This window comes from Beduini sp. (assembly GCF_047239305.1).
Classification (GTDB): domain Bacteria; phylum Bacillota_I; class Bacilli_A; order Erysipelotrichales; family Coprobacillaceae; genus Beduini.
Genome location: NZ_JBKTEM010000001.1, coordinates 54,456 through 70,047, shown reverse-complemented (window position 1 = coordinate 70,047; position 15,592 = coordinate 54,456). Strand labels below are relative to the sequence as shown.

Genomic DNA, 15,592 nt, shown 5'->3' with positions numbered 1-15,592 from the left:
TCTATAATTTTATTTTTCAACTGGCATAATATGCCAGATTTCATCTGCATACTGCTTGATGGTTCGATCAGATGAGAAGAATCCTGATTTTGCGATATTGATTAAGCACATTTTTGCCCATGCGGATTTATCTAAATATCTCTTTTCGACATCTTGCTGTGCTTTGATATAAGAATCAAAATCAGCAAGCAGGAAGTATTCATCATTGTAATTCATTAATTCTTCAAATATAATTCTAAATTCTTCACGTGATGCACTCCAGCTTCCATCTACCAATGAATCCACCACAAATTTTAATTTTATATTATTATTGTAATAATCCCAGGCATTATACTGACCGGATTGACGTAATGCATCCACTTCTTTAGCTGTAAGTCCGAAAATTTCACAGTATTCATCACCAACACGTTCATGAATTTCCACATTTGCACCATCTAATGTTCCTAAAGTTAAAGCCCCATTCATCATAAACTTCATGTTTCCGGTACCACTCGCTTCTTTTCCAGCCGTTGAAATCTGTTCTGAAACATCCGCTGCCGGCATAATCATTTCAGCTAAAGTTACCCCATAGTTTTCTAAGAAGACTACTTTCAGGTAATCTGAAGTTTCCGAATCACTGTTTACGACTTCTGCAACACTGTTAATGAGTTTAATTACTTTTTTAGCGAAGAAATAAGCCGGTGCTGCTTTTGCCCCGAAAATGAAAGTACGCGGATAGATTCTAAATTCCGGATTGCGCTTCATTTCCTGATATAGATAAATGATATGTAAAACATTTAGCAGCTGACGCTTATAAGCATGCAGACGCTTTACCTGTATGTCAAAGATGGATTCGACATTGACATGAATGCCATTATTCTTTTGAATATAGCGTGCTAAAATCTTTTTACGATCACGTTTCACCTGCATGAAACGTTTTTGAATCTCCGGATCATCGACATAAGCCATTAATTTTTCTAATTCATCCGGCTCCTTGATCCAATGATCGCCAATCGTATCATGCAGCAGTTCTTTTAACTGCGGATTGGCATAAGCAAGCCAGCGACGATGGGTAATTCCATTCGTTTTATTATTAAACTTATTTGGATAAAGCTCAGCAAAAGCCTTCATTTCCTGATGAATTAAAATATCTGTATGCAACCCTGCCACACCATTCACACTAAAGCTTCCGACAATCGCCAAATGTGCCATATGAACCTGTCCATCTTTGATAATTAGTACATGGTCAAACACTTCATCCGGATTTGTCACATGTTCCTTTACATAGCCGATGAAGCGGCGATTGATTTCTTCAATCATCATATACACACGCGGCAATAAGGCACGCATAGTATCAATTGGCCATTTTTCCAATGCTTCTGATAGAATTGTATGGTTAGTATAAGCCATTGTATGAGAAACGATCTCCCATGCATCTTCCCAGTCATAATCATGTTCATCAATAAGCAGACGCATCAATTCCGGAATTGCCAGTACAGGGTGAGTATCATTTAACTGAATAACATTCTTTTCATGGAAATTATCTAAAGTTTTATACGTTCTTAGATGTGATTTAATCAATGCCTGCAGCCCCGCAGAGACAAAGAAATACTGTTGTTTCAAACGCAAGGTGCGTCCTGCCAAGGTAGAATCATCAGGGTAAAGGTTCTGACAGATTTCGTTAACTTCCTGAGAATACTGACGAAAATCTTTGTTGGTCGGGATATTCGTGCTGACTTCAGCGTCCCATAAGCGCAAAGTATTGGTTACTGTCGTTTCATTCCCGATAATAGGCATATCATAAGGAACGGCACGAATACATTCCGCATCGACATGTTTAAAGCGTCCGGTACTGTCATCCCAAATGACTTTTCCCCAAAAGCGAACATCCACAGCATGCTTCGGCTTTCTGATTTCCCACATATTCCCGATTGACATCCATTGGTCAGGAATTTCAGTTTGATAGCCATCGACGATTTTCTGCTTAAATAAGCCATATTGATAGCGTAAGGTATTTCCATGCCCCGGCATTGATAAAGAAGCCAGAGAGTCCATGAAACAAGCTGCTAAACGACCCAATCCACCGTTTCCTAAACCAGGATCAGATTCCAGCTCCTCCAGTTCATGAATATTAATATCCAAATCTGCCAATCCCTCTTTAACGATATCATAAACACCTAAATTCATCATATTATTGACCAGCAGTCTGCCAATCAAAAACTCCATTGAAAAATAAGTCATCTGTTTTTGCTGACTGGTTTGTACTTCTTCTTTCGTCAAAGCCCAGTTAATAGCAGCCTGATCACGGATCAATTTTTCCAAAACCATAAACTTTTCTGTGATATGGGCTTCTTTTAAAGGGCGACCATAGCCTTCAATAATTCTTTTTGTAAACTCAGCTTTAAATTCTTCTTTATTTTTAAACATCTTTATTTCCTCACTATTCTTTCCATTCAAAGATTATTCCAGCATAAGGAGCTATTTTCACATCAATTGAATAAGGCTTTCCTAACACGATGCCTTTTTTCGCTTTTAACTGTCGTGAATTCACCTGATTGCTTCCGGAATAAATATCTTTATCACTATTTAATATTTCCTTATATTTTCCCGGTTTTGTCACCGGTATGCAATAAGAGGCATGAGCATTTGGCGTAAAGTTAAGCACAATCAATAAATGCTGTCCCTCCAGTGTTTTTCTTTCATAAGCAAACACGCTTTGTTTATTATCATCGACAACCATCCACTCGAAACCCTCTTGATAGTAATCATTTTGATACAACGCCGGATAGTTATTTACCACTTCATTTATTTTTTTGATAAATTCATGGAAAGAATCATGCACCGGATAAGATAAGATATTCCATCCCAGTGATTTCTTTTCATCCCACTCTTTATATTCTGCCAGTTCATTCCCCATGAAATTGAGTTTCTTACCGGGGTGGCTCATCATATAAATATATAAAGTTTTAAGCTGTGCCAATTTTTCTTCATAGGTACCATAGATTTTATCAATAATCGTTTTTTTAGAATGAACCACTTCATCATGAGAAAATGGCAATATGTAATTTTCACTATAAAAATAAGCCATCGAAAATGTAATTAAATGATGTTCATGCTGTCTGAAATAAGGATCCAATGCCATATATTTCAAAGTATCATTCATCCAGCCTAAATCCCATTTATAGTCAAAACCAAGACCGCCTTCCACACTGGAACGCGTCACTTTCGGGTAATCAGACGAATCCTCGGCAATCAGTAATATATTAGGATGACGTTCATTGATTTTATACGTCATACGTTTCATAAAATCGATGGCTCCGTCATTGGTTCCCATCTCTTTGCTGCCTTTCCAGAAAATCAGATGGCTGACGGCATCAAAACGAATTCCGTCAATATGATAATATTCAATCCAAAAATTGATGGCAGACATCATAAAACTGCGGACTTCATCGCGTCCTAAATCAAAATAAACGCTGTCCCATTCTGTATAGCGGCGATTTAAATCCGGATATTCATAGACACACCCACCATCAAACATCGCTAAGCCATGAGCATCCTTGACAAAATGAACTGGGACAAAATCCATGATGACTCCGATCCCTTCTTTATGACACTGATTGATGAAGCTCATCAGCTGCTTAGGTGTTCCATAACGACTGGTTGCACTGAAATATCCTGTTACCTGATATCCCCATGATCCGTCAAATGGATATTCGGACAATGGCATTAATTCGATATGTGTATATCCCATTTCTTTTATGTATGGAATCAGTTTTTCGGCAATCTCTTCATAATTATAAAATTCTCCGTCCTCTTCATCCGTATAATCTTTCTTCATTTTCCAAGAGCCGATATGCATTTCATAGATATTCAGATTCTTTTCAAAATGCTTATCCTGTTTTGCCCTCCAGCGCTTATCGCCCCAGCGAAAACGATCCAAATCATAAATACGTGAAGCATTCCCCGGACGCACTTCACTGTAACACGCATATGGATCCGCCTTATAAAGATGCTGTCCGTTTGGACCGATCAGCAAATATTTATAAAGCTGTCCTGCTTTTGCCTTTGGAACGAATCCTGAATAGATTCCTCCATCCCCCATTTTCTTTAAAGGATGCGTCTGCTGCCATTCATTAAATTCACCAACGACAAATACATTTTTAGCGTTAGGTGCATAAACAGTAAAACGTACTCCTTTGACGTCATCTTCTTTACAAAGATGGGCGCCAAATACTTTATATGCTTCCAAGCACTGTCCTTCATAGAACAGCTGAATCAAAAATTCATCTAGCATAAAATTTCCCCCTTTAACTATAGTCCTATTATAACAAATAACTCAACATATTTCACTCTAAAATGATAGCGTTTTCAAAATAAATAAAAACGAGTCTTAAGACCCGTTTTGTGCATTTTAATATTCTGTTTCACCAATCATTTCCATCATTGCTTTGTGGAAAACATTTGTCTTATCCAATGCATCCTGCTGGTTGTTTCCTTTAATTGAGAAGTAAAATTTACATTTCGGTTCTGTTCCGCTTGGTCTAGCCGCAATCCAAGATCCATCTTCCAGATAGTATTTCAAAACATTTGATTTTGGCAAATCAATGATCGTTTCCTGACCGTCTGCTGTTTTGATACTTGTTTCATAATCTTCTACGCTGACTACTTTATATCCGGCAATCTCAACTGGCGCATTGGCTCTTAAACCTGCCATGATATCTTTGATCTGCTGAGCCCCTTCCACTCCTGCTTTTGATAAAGCAATCTGAGTTTCCTTGAACGTTCCATGTTTTGCATAGAGAGCATTTAGTACATCAACTAAATCTTTTCCTTGCTTTTTATAATAATTTCCAGCTTCAGCCGCAGTTAAAACTGCTTGAATGGCATCTTTATCACGAACAAAGTCCTTGATGACACAGCCATAACTTTCCTCGTATCCGAAGACAAATTGTTTTTCCCCAGTCTTTTCATATTTTCTGATCTTATCTCCGATAAATTTAAATCCGGTCAATGTCTTTTCAACGTCAACGCCATAGCTTCTTGCTACTAATTCACCTAAATCAGATGTAACGATCGTATTATACATGACCGCATTCTTCGGCAATGTTCCTTTTTCTTTTAATTGACTTAAAATATACTCCAAATAAACGGCTGCAGACTGATTACCGCTCATCAGTACATATTCTCCTTCATGCTTAGCGACTACACCTAAACGGTCACCATCAGGATCACAGATCACGACTACATCCGCATCAACTTCTTTAGCCTTTTTAATCGCTAATTCATAAGAAGCCTCTACTTCTGGATTCGGTGATTTTGTATTTGTGAAATCAGGATCCGGAGCACATTGTGCCAATACCGGAATCAGATCATATCCCAATCTTTCCAAACATGTTCTGACAGGGATATTTGAAGTTCCATGCTGAGGAGAGAAAACGATTTTGAAATCTTTTTTATCCATTCCCGGATTGATTTCAATCGCCATAACTTCCTTATAGTAAGCTTCATCCACTTCTTCACCAATATAAGTGATGTATGGATAAGCTTCTTCATCACTGCATACTTCAACATTTAATTCATCTTCAACCTGATTGACATAATCTACCACTTGATCTGCCCATTCAGGGATCAGCTGGCATCCGGTATCATCATATACTTTATATCCATTATATTCTTTTGGATTATGGCTGGCAGTAATCATGATTCCCCCGGCACATCCTAAATGACGAACCGCAAAAGATAATTCCGGTGTCGGACGCAAACTTTCAAAAAGATAAGATTTGATTCCATAAGTGGCTAATACTTTTGCTGATTCGATTGCAAAACGATATGACATATGTCGATTGTCATATCCAATTGCTACTCCACGTTCTTTACCATTTGGCAAGGTCAATACATATTTAGCAAACCCAACGTTTGCTTTACGAATTGTATAAATATTTAAACGATTGGTTCCTGCTCCCAAGATGCCGCGCATCCCGGCAGTACCAAATTCAAGATTAGTATAAAACGCATCTTCTTTTTCTTTTTCATCCATTTCTTTCAGATTAGCTTTCATACTTTCATCTAATCCTTCAAAACTTAACCATTGATTGTATTTTTCCTGATAACCCATATCGTTTTATCCACCCCTATTTTTCTACTTTAATCACTTGTTTATTCGGCAATATGCAAATCTTTGATGATTTCTTTTAACTTATCGATCACTTCCGGCTCATCCTGCCCTTCGGCTACGATTTCCAAGTGTGCCTTTGTAGGAATCCCCAATGCCATCACACCCATGATCGATTTCAAGCTCGCCTCTTTCCCATCATAGATTAATTTGATGTTGCTGTCAAACTTGCTTGCTTCATTTACTAAAGCGGTTAAAGATTTTGCGTGCATCCCTAACGGATCAGTCACCACAAATTTATAGTTCAAAGTCATATTCCATTCCTCCCTAACTGATTGACCTTTCATGCTTCTATTATAGCGTACTTTTAGGAATAATCCAATGCTTTTAACTAAAAATGTTTGCGCTTACAAAAGTCGACAAAAAAAAGAGGCAGCGCCTCTATTCACAGCTAAATCTCCACTACTTCCCCTTTTGCGTTGGTCCCATCCGCTAAATTAGCCAAATAGTAAATCACACCGGTTTCTGGCTGATAGAATATATCCAAAGTGTCGATTGTATTCATTTTTATCCCCTTAACTTTCAGTTCCTCTTTTACTGCTTTTTCAATATCTGCTGTGACGACATTTTTGTCATGATATTGAATTTCCATTTTTGTTTTCATATAGTCCCTCCGTTATTTAATATATCTATTTAAATAATAGCACAAACCGAAGAATTAGACAAATATTTATGGAATATGACATAAGCATCAATAATAAGCGCGATCCACTTCAACAACACTAAAGAAATTCTTATCCAATCGCTTCACTTCCCGATCAATTTCCGCTTTCAATTCAATCACATTCGTTTCATCTTCCGGTGGCAAAACAACATCAAAAAGAATATTCGTATGCGTCGGTCCGCTGACTAAGCGAAAATCATGGATCGTATAGACAGGATTAATTTTTTCAATGATCTGAATTACTTTTTCTTTTAATTCATTGATCATTTCATTCGTACTATCCACCGGATCCATGTGAATGGTAGCGTGTACATTAAAGCGGCTTAGAATTTCCCTTTCGACTAAATCAATCACATCATGAATTTCTAAAAGATCATCATGGCAGTCAATCTCTGCATGCAGTGTAACAAACGATCTTCCGGGGCCGTAATCATGGAGCATAAAATCATGAATGCCTAAAATTCCTTGATAAGACATCACCAGATTGGCAATTCCTTCTACCAACTCTTTATCCGGTGCCTGTCCCAGCAATGGCCCGACCGTATCTTTAAAAACGTCATATCCCGCTTTTAATACAATGAAGGATACAAATAATCCGATCCACCCATCAATATTCCATGACGCAAAATGACTGACCAGCATCCCGATCATGGCTGCAAAAGTAGTGATCATATCATTATAGCTGTCCTGACTGGCAGCTTTTAAAGAAGTCGAATGAATACGTTCACCGATTGTCTTATTCATTTTTGCCATCAAAAATTTCACCAGCATCGAAAAAATCAGTACTGCTATCCCGATATAACTGAATTGAATCACTTCCGGATGAATAATTTTCATCACGGATTCTTTCAATGACTGCAACGCCACCAATAAAATTAAAAACGAGATAATTAATCCGGAAATATATTCAATGCGTCCATGTCCGTAGGGATGATCCGTATCGGGGTGCTTGCTTGCAAGCTTAAAGCCAAATAAGGTGGCAAGATTGCTCCCCACATCTGAATAGTTGTTTAAGGCATCAGCCTGAATGGAGATACTTTTAGAAAATATTCCAACGATTAATTTAGAAGTAGCCAAGACAATATTGCATATAATAGAAATAATGCTGACAAATGTTCCATAGCGCTCTCTCACTTCTCGCCGATCTACCTGTTCATAATCTTTGATACATTTTTTTATTAAGAATTGCATAATATCCCCCTTCAAACAAAAAGTGCTATTTTATTTATTATAGCACAATTAAATCGAATCTTTCACACGTTTTGTGAAAGTTGAAACATCCTTGAAACCGATCTTTTCAAGTTCCTTTACGACTCTGTCAACATTCTCCCCTACTCTATCACTGGTATGTGAATCGGTCCCGATCGTAATGATCCGACCGCCTAAATCATAATAGCGCTGCACCTGTTCAAAATTTGGAAAACCACAAGTTTTTAAATCTTTAAACCCGGATGTATTCACTTCAATTCCTTTTCCTTTTTTAATTAATGTTTTAAAGATTTCATCGATAATATCCTGATAGCTGGCATGGTTGACCGACTTATCTTCGTAAGGACCATAACGAACGATATAATCTAGATGTCCTAAGCAGTTAAAATCATCAAATTGTTGTACACAACGCAGTGTTTCTTCAAAAAATTCACGATGTGCTTCTTCTTTTGTTTTACCGTCAAAGAATTTTCCCGGTAAAAAGAATTCAGTATTTCTTATGGCATGGATTGAACCAATCACATAATCAAAAGGATGTGTTTCAATAAATGTTTGAATTTCATCTTGATAAAGACAGTCTAATCCGATTTCGATCCCAACCTTGATCTTCAGCTGATCCTGATAGGTCTTTTTCAAATCCTGCATCGTTTCCAAATAATGATCAACATCTACGTCAAATGAGGTTCCCGGATAATGAAAATCCTGATGATCTGTAAAGCAGATTTCATCTAATCCCATTTTAATAGCCTGCTCGATATGCTGCTGTGGGTTTGCCTCACTATCAGCAGAAAAGCAAGTGTGCATATGATAATCTATTTTTCTCATTAATACTCTCCTTTTTGATGGAATGTTTTTTTATTGCCCGTGATCTGATGGCGCTCTTTCAATTTGTTTTGAATATCCTGCAAAGAGATGTTCTTTTTAGCCATCAGGACAAAAACATGATACAAAAGATCATCTATTTCACCAATCAGTTCATCACGATCCTCATTTTTTGCCGCAATGATGGTTTCACTGGCTTCTTCTCCAATCTTTTTACATATTTTATCAGTTCCTTGATCAAAAAGATAGTTCGTATAAGAATTTTCTATCGGATTGACTTGACGATCTTTAATCAGATCATAGACGGATTGGAATATTGTGCTTGGTCCCACTTCTCCTTGGATGTCATTGAAAAAACAACTGTAAGCACCTGTGTGACAAGCATTTCCGATCTGTTCCACCTGGATCAATAAAGTATCCTGATCACAGTCCAACGCTATGTATTTAATATTTTGAAAATGTCCTGATGTTTCTCCTTTATGCCATAATGTCTGACGGCTGCGGGAATAAAAATAAGTCTGATTTTTTTCCAACATTTTTTCATAAGCTTCTTCATTCACGTAGGCCAGCATTAGCACCTCACCCGTTTTATAATCCTGTATGATTGCCGGAATCAGCGGCATTTTATTAAAATCTGGTTTCATCTTTCTACCTCACTGGAATATTATTTTCTTTCAATCGTTCTTTTACTTCACTGATTGTACTGATTCCATAATGGAATAAAGAAGCCACCAGTGCCGCATCACAATCCGTCTTTTTAAATACCTCTATGATATCGTCAACTTCCCCACAGCCCCCGCTGGCAATAACCGGAATACTAGTTGCTACACATACTGCCTGCAGCATTTCAATATCATAACCGGATTGGGTGCCATCTTTATCCATCGATGTCAAAAGGATTTCACCGGCTCCTCTTTGCTGGCATTCTTTTGCCCAAGCAACAAGATCAATACCGGTATTTTCTCGTCCGCCTTTGATATACACTTCAAAACGATTCGTTTGTTTATTCTTCTTTGCGTCAATAGCCACAACTACGCACTGACTGCCAAATTCTCGTGCCGCCTGATTAATCAGTTCAGGCTCACGAATAGCTGCAGAGTTAATCGAAATTTTATCAGCTCCGCATAGCAGTACTTTTCTAAAATCATCTAAATGACGGACACCGCCGCCAATTGCCAAAGGAATCGATAAGGATCCGGCAGCTTCTTCTACTAGTGCATACATAGTATCGCGATTCTCATACGTTGCGGTAATATCCAAAAAAACGATTTCATCTGCTCCTTGCTCATCATAATGACGTGCCAGTTCAACCGGATCTCCGACTTCTTTTAATCCGTTAAAATGAATGCCTTTGACCACTTTCCCATCTTTTATATCTAAACAGGGAATGATTCTTTTTTTAAGCATGCAATGACCTCCTCTAAATCTATTTTCCCATCATAAAAGGCTTTCCCAATGATACAGCCGTAATTGTCTTTTACTTGATAAACATCTTCCTTGCAGCTAATGCCTCCGGACACAATCACTTTCAGCTGAGTTTCCTGCCGAATTTTCTCATACAGTTCAAAATTTGGTCCGCTTAAAGTTCCGTCTTTACTGATATCAGTGACCACCACATAACGAACTCGCAGACCTTCCAGCTCTTTTAGAAAAGTAAGATAATCGACTTTGCTGGTATCCAGCCACCCTTCAGTAGCGACACAGCCGTCTTTAATATCTACGCCTACTACAATCCTTTCTGCTCCGTAAAGCTGGAGCGCTTCTTTTAGCAACGGTTTGTTTTTCAGTGCCACCGTTCCTAAAATGATACGATCTATTTTTAATTTCTCTAAATAAAATGCAATCGTCTCTTTGTCACGAATGCCGCCACCTAGTTCAATGGGTAGCTGGGTATGTTCACGAATAGAAGCAATTGTCTTTTGATTGATGCGGCAGCCCTCTTTGGCTCCGTTTAGATCAACTAAATGTAAGAAATCAGCGCCTATTTTTTCATAATAAGAAGCAATTTCCACTGCATCTAAGGCATAGATCGTTTCTTTTTGATAATCCCCTTTAAATAAACGCACTACTTTTCCATCTTTTAAATCAATAGCCGGCAATATTAACATGCAATCATCTCCTTAAATGCCTTTAAGATCTTCTTTCCTGTTTCTCCGCTTTTTTCCGGATGAAACTGACACCCCATCACATTGTTTTTTGCTACAATTGCCGGAATATACGCCTCTTTATAGCGCGCGTAAGCGATAACCTCACAAGTAGGACAGTAGGCTTGAAAAGAATGAACAAAATAAACATCTTCTTTTTCAGATAAATATTTCAGCAAAGGATGCTCATTTTCAAAATATAATTCATTCCATCCCATATGAGGAATTTTAAGCGTACATTCGATGGGGGATACTTTCCCCGATAAAAATCCCAGACCTTTTGTTGGTGTTACTTCATTTCCTTCTTCAAACAGAATCTGCATTCCTAGGCAGATTCCTAAAATAGGGGTTCCTTTTTCTTTACATTCTTGAATGGTATCAATGAGATCAGTTTCCTTTAAATGCTCCATTGCCGCTTTAAATGTCCCTACTCCCGGCAAAATCAATGCTTTGGCATTCTTAATCGTTTCCTTATCACTGCTGATTTGAGCTTCTATTCCAGCTCGGCGGCAGCCATTTAACACACTTTTTAAATTACCGACATGATAATCAATGATAATGACCATATGCTTCACCTATAATTGTCCTTTCGTTGACATTGGGCGCTGATCCTGAGTGAATTGAATCGCCTGTTTGAGTGCTTGCCCCATCCCTTTAAAAATCGCTTCGATCATATGATGGGCATTCTTTCCATAAAGCAAATTGACATGCAGCGTCATCTGGGTATTAAAGGCAAATGCACGCAGAAATTCTTCCAGCATCTCGCATTCAAAAGTCCCGACTCTTTCAACCGGCAATTCACAATGGTAAACCAAATAACTGCGTCGACATAAATCTAAGGTGACTTGTGCCAAAGCCTCATCCATCGGCAAGAAGACATTGCCATATCGCTGAATTCCATTGCGTTCTCCCAAGGCTTTATCCATTGCCTGTCCTAAAGTAATACCGATATCTTCAATCGAATGATGCGTGTCTACCTCTAAATCCCCCCGGCAGGTCAAATTAAGATCCATACCGGAATGAAAAGCAAAGAGAGTCAACATATGATCTAAAAATCCAATACCCGAATGAATCGAACTTTTTCCATCTCCATTCAGTTTCAGTTCTACAATAATATCCGTTTCATTCGTCTTTCTGGCGATCTTAATCATTTCCATCTTAATCTTCCTCCTCAAAACGGACTTTAATTGAATTAGCGTGAGCGTCTAAGCCTTCTAATTGAGCAAATTCAACCACATCCTCTTTAAAAGTATCTAAGATATTTCTTGGATATTGGCTGTATGACGAATATTTAACAAAATCATATACCCCTAAAGCAGAATAGAATTTAGCCGTACCGCTTGTTGGCAGAACATGGTTTGTTCCACTCATATAATCCCCTAATGGTTCCGGAGTATATTCACCTAAAAAGATAGATCCGGCATTCTCGATATAAGGTAAAGTATTCATTGGCTGATCAACTAGGACTTCCAAATGTTCTGGCGCTATATAATTCGATACGTCAAAGGCTTCCTGAATTGAGTCTACAAGAACTGCTCCCCCATAATTCTGCAAAGATTCTTCGATGATTTCTCGACGTGACAGCGTATTTAACTGACGGGTTAGCTCTTTTTCGACTTCCTCTACTAACATAGGAGAAGTCGTTACTAAAATAGCACTAGCTAAACGATCGTGTTCTGCCTGACTCATTAAGTCAGCAGCAATATATTTAGGATTCGCCGATGCATCGGCAATTACCAGTACCTCACTAGGTCCGGCAATCATATCAATATCCACAGCTCCGTAGCAGCATTTTTTGGCAGTTGCCACATAGATGTTTCCCGGACCGACAATCTTATCTACTTTTTTAATCGAAGGTGTTCCATAGGCAACGGCAGCAACAGCTTGTGCACCCCCTACTTTATAGATAGTTTCGATACCGCAGACATGAGCTGCCGCTAATATGACATCACTTACTTTCCCATCTGCTTTTACGGGTGTAATAATTATTAACTCTTTGACACCGGCAAGCTGAGCAGGAATCGCATTCATAAGAACTGTTGAAGGGTAGGTCGCAGTTCCTCCGGGAACATATAATGCAACTCGTCTTAATCCTCTGACAATCTGTCCCATGATAACACCGTTTTCTTTAAATAATGACCAAGACTGACTTAATTGATGCTGGTGAAAATCAATGAGCTGACTCTTCGTTCTTTCTAAAATACGAATAAAGTTATCACCGACACGTTCTACGGCTTCATTCACTTCCTCTTTTGTGACCAAAAGATCCTTTGAACTTTTAATCTCATACCCATCAAAACGTTTGGCATATTCAAACAAAGCCTCATCCTGACGATCGATAATATCCTGAATGATTTTTTCTACCGTTTCATTGACTTCTTTATTAATCGTTGCCTTACGAGCACTGAATAATTGATCCAATGCAGTATAATCTCCTGTAAATTTCATTCTTTCTAACATGTTGTTTCCCCCTTCAGACGTTCAATTAACGTCAATATTTCCTCTTTTTTAAATTTAAAACTTACTTTATTGCAGACACAGCGAGTGCTGATATCGCTGATTTTTTCAATGACTTCTAAACCATTGGCTTTTAATGTTGAGCCGGTTTCCACGATATCGACGATCGCATCTGCGATACCCACGATCGGACCTAATTCAACCGATCCTTCCAGCTTAATGATCTCTACATCCTCCAATTTAGATTGAAAATAACGTTTAGCGACAGTCGTATATTTTGAAGCAATGCGCTTGCGGCGGTTAAACTGTGTATTTCTATACTGCGGATAACTGGCAACCGCAAAGTAACATTGACCGATCTTTAAATCCAGTAGATTATAATAATCGTTAAATTCACTTTCATCCAAAGTATCCTTCCCCACAAAGCCAATATCGACAATGCCATGCTCTAAAAAGGTAAGGACATCATTTGCTTTGGCAAAGATAAACTGCAGATCATCCTGTGTGGTAATTAACAGCTCACGATCTTTATTTAATAATGGGCGCATGTCATAACCGGCTTCTAAAAGCAAATGACTTACTTGTTTTTCTATTCTTCCTTTTGTTACTGCGATCTTAATCATTTTGTTTCTCCTTATCCGCTAGTTCACTTAGCATATCTAAATTAAAGCTCAATCCTATCGCTTGACTATCCCGTCCAAAGACCTGAAGCAATTGATCATAACGTCCGCCACTGATAATCGCTTCGGGGGCTTCTAAGTGATATGCCTTAATCATCAATCCGGTATAATAATTGAATTTTGGTACCATCGCTAAATCCACTGTTAAATCTTCAAACTTATCTTTAAAAGCAAGATAAAGCATCTCCAAATGGTTTAACGCCTTCAGCAACGTTTCATCTTCCAAATACGTTTTAGCTTGGATAAATATCTCTTGCTTTCCATTCAAAGTAATCAGTTGATTCAAAAAGTCTGCCATCTTTTGATCAATAATCTGGTCTTTTACTTTCTCCTTCACAAATAAATCCATAGCACTCATATCCCGATAATCTAGGATCATCTTTAATTGTCCATCATCTTTTATAAGACTTTCCAAGCGTCTAAAAAAAGCGGCACTGCCTAGCTCTGTTTGCACATTGGATAATAAAATTGTCTTTAGGCTTTGTGATAACACAGTTAAGCATTCCTGATCTCCAGTTTTTTCATCTAAACCCATCAGTTCAATTCCAGCCTGATAGATTTCGCTTTGACGTCCTTTGTGGCTAAGCTGCTTTCGATAAACCTTCCCGAAATAACAATAACGTCCTACTGCCTGCGTGGCATATGCATGATAACGGGCTAACGGATAAGTAAAATCAGCTCTTAATGAAATCGCCTTTCCATCTTTATTGAAAAACTGAAATAATCGTTCTACTTCAATCCCGGTAGAAATTTCCCGATAAAGATCTGTGTATTCAAAAGTCGGTATCATCACTTCATCATATCGCTGGTCATCAAAGACCGTTCTCAGCTTAGTTTCTATTGTTCTTAATGTCCTGACATGACCTTTTAATGCTTCCTGCGCTTCTTCGGGAAGCACAAATTTGTAATTCTCCATATTTTCCCCCTCCAGATAAATAAAAAAGCGAGTCCAATGACTCGCTTGCTTAGCACGTTTTTGTCATTAGATACAACCCTTTGAAATAACACAAAATGGGCTGTATCAATTTGCTGATATAACCCTACTGTATCCAATGATGGTGATGTAATTGTTGTGAAATTTGATTTGTATTCATAATGATCACCTTCCGCTTGATAGTATAGTATCACAGATAAAATATAAAATAAAGCTTTTTCACAAATTTAATTAATAAACTTTCTTATAATACAAAAGCAGTCTTACTCAAAGACCGCTTTTTTCATTATCTAATCTTTTTGAATACTGTATAAATACGGTAAGCGCCATAAAAAACAAAGAGAAATGAGAATAAAAGCATGAGAATGATTGGCCATTTTTTATGGCAATTCATTGCTGTTTCATTATCTAAAGTATCATCGAGTTCTTCAACTGCCACACCGGATTTACGGGATATGTTAAGGATCCTTTCTTTTCTGTTCATATGTATACTCCTTTCTATTGATCCATCTCTATTTCTATTATACATGA

General features: G+C 37.9%; 16 protein-coding genes. All 16 read right to left on the bottom strand.

The window, feature by feature from the left end:
- Nucleotides 1-9: 9 nt before the first annotated feature.
- On the bottom strand, nucleotides 10-2,406 hold the full coding sequence (locus ACLRVU_RS00380) for a glycogen/starch/alpha-glucan phosphorylase (RefSeq protein WP_412890184.1): 2,397 nt from the start codon (nucleotides 2,404-2,406) through the stop codon (nucleotides 10-12).
- Nucleotides 2,407-2,419: 13 nt separating this feature from the next.
- A complete protein-coding gene (glgB, locus tag ACLRVU_RS00375; RefSeq protein WP_412890183.1) occupies nucleotides 2,420-4,273 on the bottom strand; it encodes a 1,4-alpha-glucan branching protein GlgB in 1,854 nt (617 codons plus the stop codon).
- 117 nt (nucleotides 4,274-4,390) lie between these two features.
- Complete coding sequence (locus ACLRVU_RS00370; protein ID WP_412890182.1) at nucleotides 4,391-6,094, bottom strand: phospho-sugar mutase; 1,704 nt, start codon at nucleotides 6,092-6,094, stop codon at nucleotides 4,391-4,393.
- Nucleotides 6,095-6,135: 41 nt separating this feature from the next.
- A complete protein-coding gene (locus ACLRVU_RS00365; RefSeq protein ID WP_147552819.1) occupies nucleotides 6,136-6,405 on the bottom strand; it encodes an HPr family phosphocarrier protein in 270 nt (89 codons plus the stop codon).
- Between the two features lie 137 nt (nucleotides 6,406-6,542).
- Entirely contained in the window at nucleotides 6,543-6,755 is a 213-nt protein-coding gene (locus ACLRVU_RS00360; protein WP_412890181.1) for a DUF6465 family protein, read from the bottom strand.
- 87 nt (nucleotides 6,756-6,842) lie between these two features.
- Entirely contained in the window at nucleotides 6,843-8,006 is a 1,164-nt protein-coding gene (locus tag ACLRVU_RS00355) for a cation diffusion facilitator family transporter (protein ID WP_412096725.1), read from the bottom strand.
- A 48-nt stretch (nucleotides 8,007-8,054) separates the two neighbouring features.
- Nucleotides 8,055-8,849 (bottom strand): histidinol-phosphatase HisJ family protein, encoded by a 795-nt coding sequence (locus ACLRVU_RS00350; RefSeq protein ID WP_412890180.1) that lies wholly within the window; start codon nucleotides 8,847-8,849, stop codon nucleotides 8,055-8,057.
- Nucleotides 8,849-9,490, bottom strand: a complete 642-nt coding sequence (hisIE, locus tag ACLRVU_RS00345) for a bifunctional phosphoribosyl-AMP cyclohydrolase/phosphoribosyl-ATP diphosphatase HisIE (protein ID WP_412890179.1) — start codon at nucleotides 9,488-9,490, stop codon at nucleotides 8,849-8,851. Before hisIE ends, ACLRVU_RS00350 begins: the two co-directional genes overlap by 1 nt.
- Nucleotides 9,491-9,494: 4 nt before the next feature.
- Nucleotides 9,495-10,253 (bottom strand): imidazole glycerol phosphate synthase subunit HisF, encoded by a 759-nt coding sequence (gene hisF / locus ACLRVU_RS00340; protein WP_412890178.1) that lies wholly within the window; start codon nucleotides 10,251-10,253, stop codon nucleotides 9,495-9,497.
- Nucleotides 10,223-10,954 (bottom strand): 1-(5-phosphoribosyl)-5-[(5-phosphoribosylamino)methylideneamino]imidazole-4-carboxamide isomerase, encoded by a 732-nt coding sequence (gene hisA, locus ACLRVU_RS00335; protein WP_412890177.1) that lies wholly within the window; start codon nucleotides 10,952-10,954, stop codon nucleotides 10,223-10,225. Before hisA ends, hisF begins: the two co-directional genes overlap by 31 nt.
- Nucleotides 10,948-11,556, bottom strand: coding sequence for an imidazole glycerol phosphate synthase subunit HisH (gene hisH / locus ACLRVU_RS00330; protein WP_412890176.1), 609 nt, complete (start codon nucleotides 11,554-11,556; stop codon nucleotides 10,948-10,950). The genes hisA and hisH overlap by 7 nt, the downstream gene beginning before the upstream one ends.
- Nucleotides 11,557-11,565: 9 nt before the next feature.
- Complete coding sequence (gene hisB / locus ACLRVU_RS00325) at nucleotides 11,566-12,147, bottom strand: imidazoleglycerol-phosphate dehydratase HisB (RefSeq protein ID WP_412890175.1); 582 nt, start codon at nucleotides 12,145-12,147, stop codon at nucleotides 11,566-11,568.
- 1 nt (nucleotide 12,148) lies between these two features.
- A complete protein-coding gene (gene hisD, locus ACLRVU_RS00320) occupies nucleotides 12,149-13,450 on the bottom strand; it encodes a histidinol dehydrogenase (RefSeq protein WP_412890174.1) in 1,302 nt (433 codons plus the stop codon).
- Nucleotides 13,444-14,070 (bottom strand): ATP phosphoribosyltransferase, encoded by a 627-nt coding sequence (gene hisG / locus ACLRVU_RS00315; protein ID WP_412890173.1) that lies wholly within the window; start codon nucleotides 14,068-14,070, stop codon nucleotides 13,444-13,446. Before hisG ends, hisD begins: the two co-directional genes overlap by 7 nt.
- Nucleotides 14,063-15,043 (bottom strand): ATP phosphoribosyltransferase regulatory subunit, encoded by a 981-nt coding sequence (locus tag ACLRVU_RS00310; protein WP_412890172.1) that lies wholly within the window; start codon nucleotides 15,041-15,043, stop codon nucleotides 14,063-14,065. Before ACLRVU_RS00310 ends, hisG begins: the two co-directional genes overlap by 8 nt.
- 304 nt (nucleotides 15,044-15,347) lie before the next feature.
- Nucleotides 15,348-15,545: a hypothetical protein gene (locus ACLRVU_RS00305; protein WP_412890171.1), complete on the bottom strand. Its 198-nt coding sequence runs from the start codon at nucleotides 15,543-15,545 to the stop codon at nucleotides 15,348-15,350.
- Nucleotides 15,546-15,592 lie beyond the last annotated feature (47 nt).

Excerpts from the sequence above, each read along its gene's own strand:
- glgB (WP_412890183.1), bottom strand. The coding sequence starts at position 4,273 with ATGCTAGATGAATTTTTGATTCAGCTGTTCTATGAAGGACAGTGCTTG.
- hisD (WP_412890174.1), bottom strand. The coding sequence starts at position 13,450 with ATGTTAGAAAGAATGAAATTTACAGGAGATTATACTGCATTGGATCAA.
- hisA (WP_412890177.1), bottom strand. The coding sequence starts at position 10,954 with ATGTTAATATTGCCGGCTATTGATTTAAAAGATGGAAAAGTAGTGCGT.
- hisIE (WP_412890179.1), bottom strand. The coding sequence starts at position 9,490 with ATGAAACCAGATTTTAATAAAATGCCGCTGATTCCGGCAATCATACAG.
- ACLRVU_RS00355 (WP_412096725.1), bottom strand. The coding sequence starts at position 8,006 with ATGCAATTCTTAATAAAAAAATGTATCAAAGATTATGAACAGGTAGAT.
- ACLRVU_RS00310 (WP_412890172.1), bottom strand. The coding sequence starts at position 15,043 with ATGGAGAATTACAAATTTGTGCTTCCCGAAGAAGCGCAGGAAGCATTA.
- ACLRVU_RS00305 (WP_412890171.1), bottom strand. The coding sequence starts at position 15,545 with ATGAACAGAAAAGAAAGGATCCTTAACATATCCCGTAAATCCGGTGTG.
- hisG (WP_412890173.1), bottom strand. The coding sequence starts at position 14,070 with ATGATTAAGATCGCAGTAACAAAAGGAAGAATAGAAAAACAAGTAAGT.
- ACLRVU_RS00380 (WP_412890184.1), bottom strand. The coding sequence starts at position 2,406 with ATGTTTAAAAATAAAGAAGAATTTAAAGCTGAGTTTACAAAAAGAATT.
- ACLRVU_RS00365 (WP_147552819.1), bottom strand. The coding sequence starts at position 6,405 with ATGACTTTGAACTATAAATTTGTGGTGACTGATCCGTTAGGGATGCAC.
- ACLRVU_RS00350 (WP_412890180.1), bottom strand. The coding sequence starts at position 8,849 with ATGAGAAAAATAGATTATCATATGCACACTTGCTTTTCTGCTGATAGT.
- ACLRVU_RS00370 (WP_412890182.1), bottom strand. The coding sequence starts at position 6,094 with ATGGGTTATCAGGAAAAATACAATCAATGGTTAAGTTTTGAAGGATTA.
- hisB (WP_412890175.1), bottom strand. The coding sequence starts at position 12,147 with ATGGAAATGATTAAGATCGCCAGAAAGACGAATGAAACGGATATTATT.
- hisF (WP_412890178.1), bottom strand. The coding sequence starts at position 10,253 with ATGCTTAAAAAAAGAATCATTCCCTGTTTAGATATAAAAGATGGGAAA.
- hisH (WP_412890176.1), bottom strand. The coding sequence starts at position 11,556 with ATGGTCATTATCATTGATTATCATGTCGGTAATTTAAAAAGTGTGTTA.
- ACLRVU_RS00360 (WP_412890181.1), bottom strand. The coding sequence starts at position 6,755 with ATGAAAACAAAAATGGAAATTCAATATCATGACAAAAATGTCGTCACA.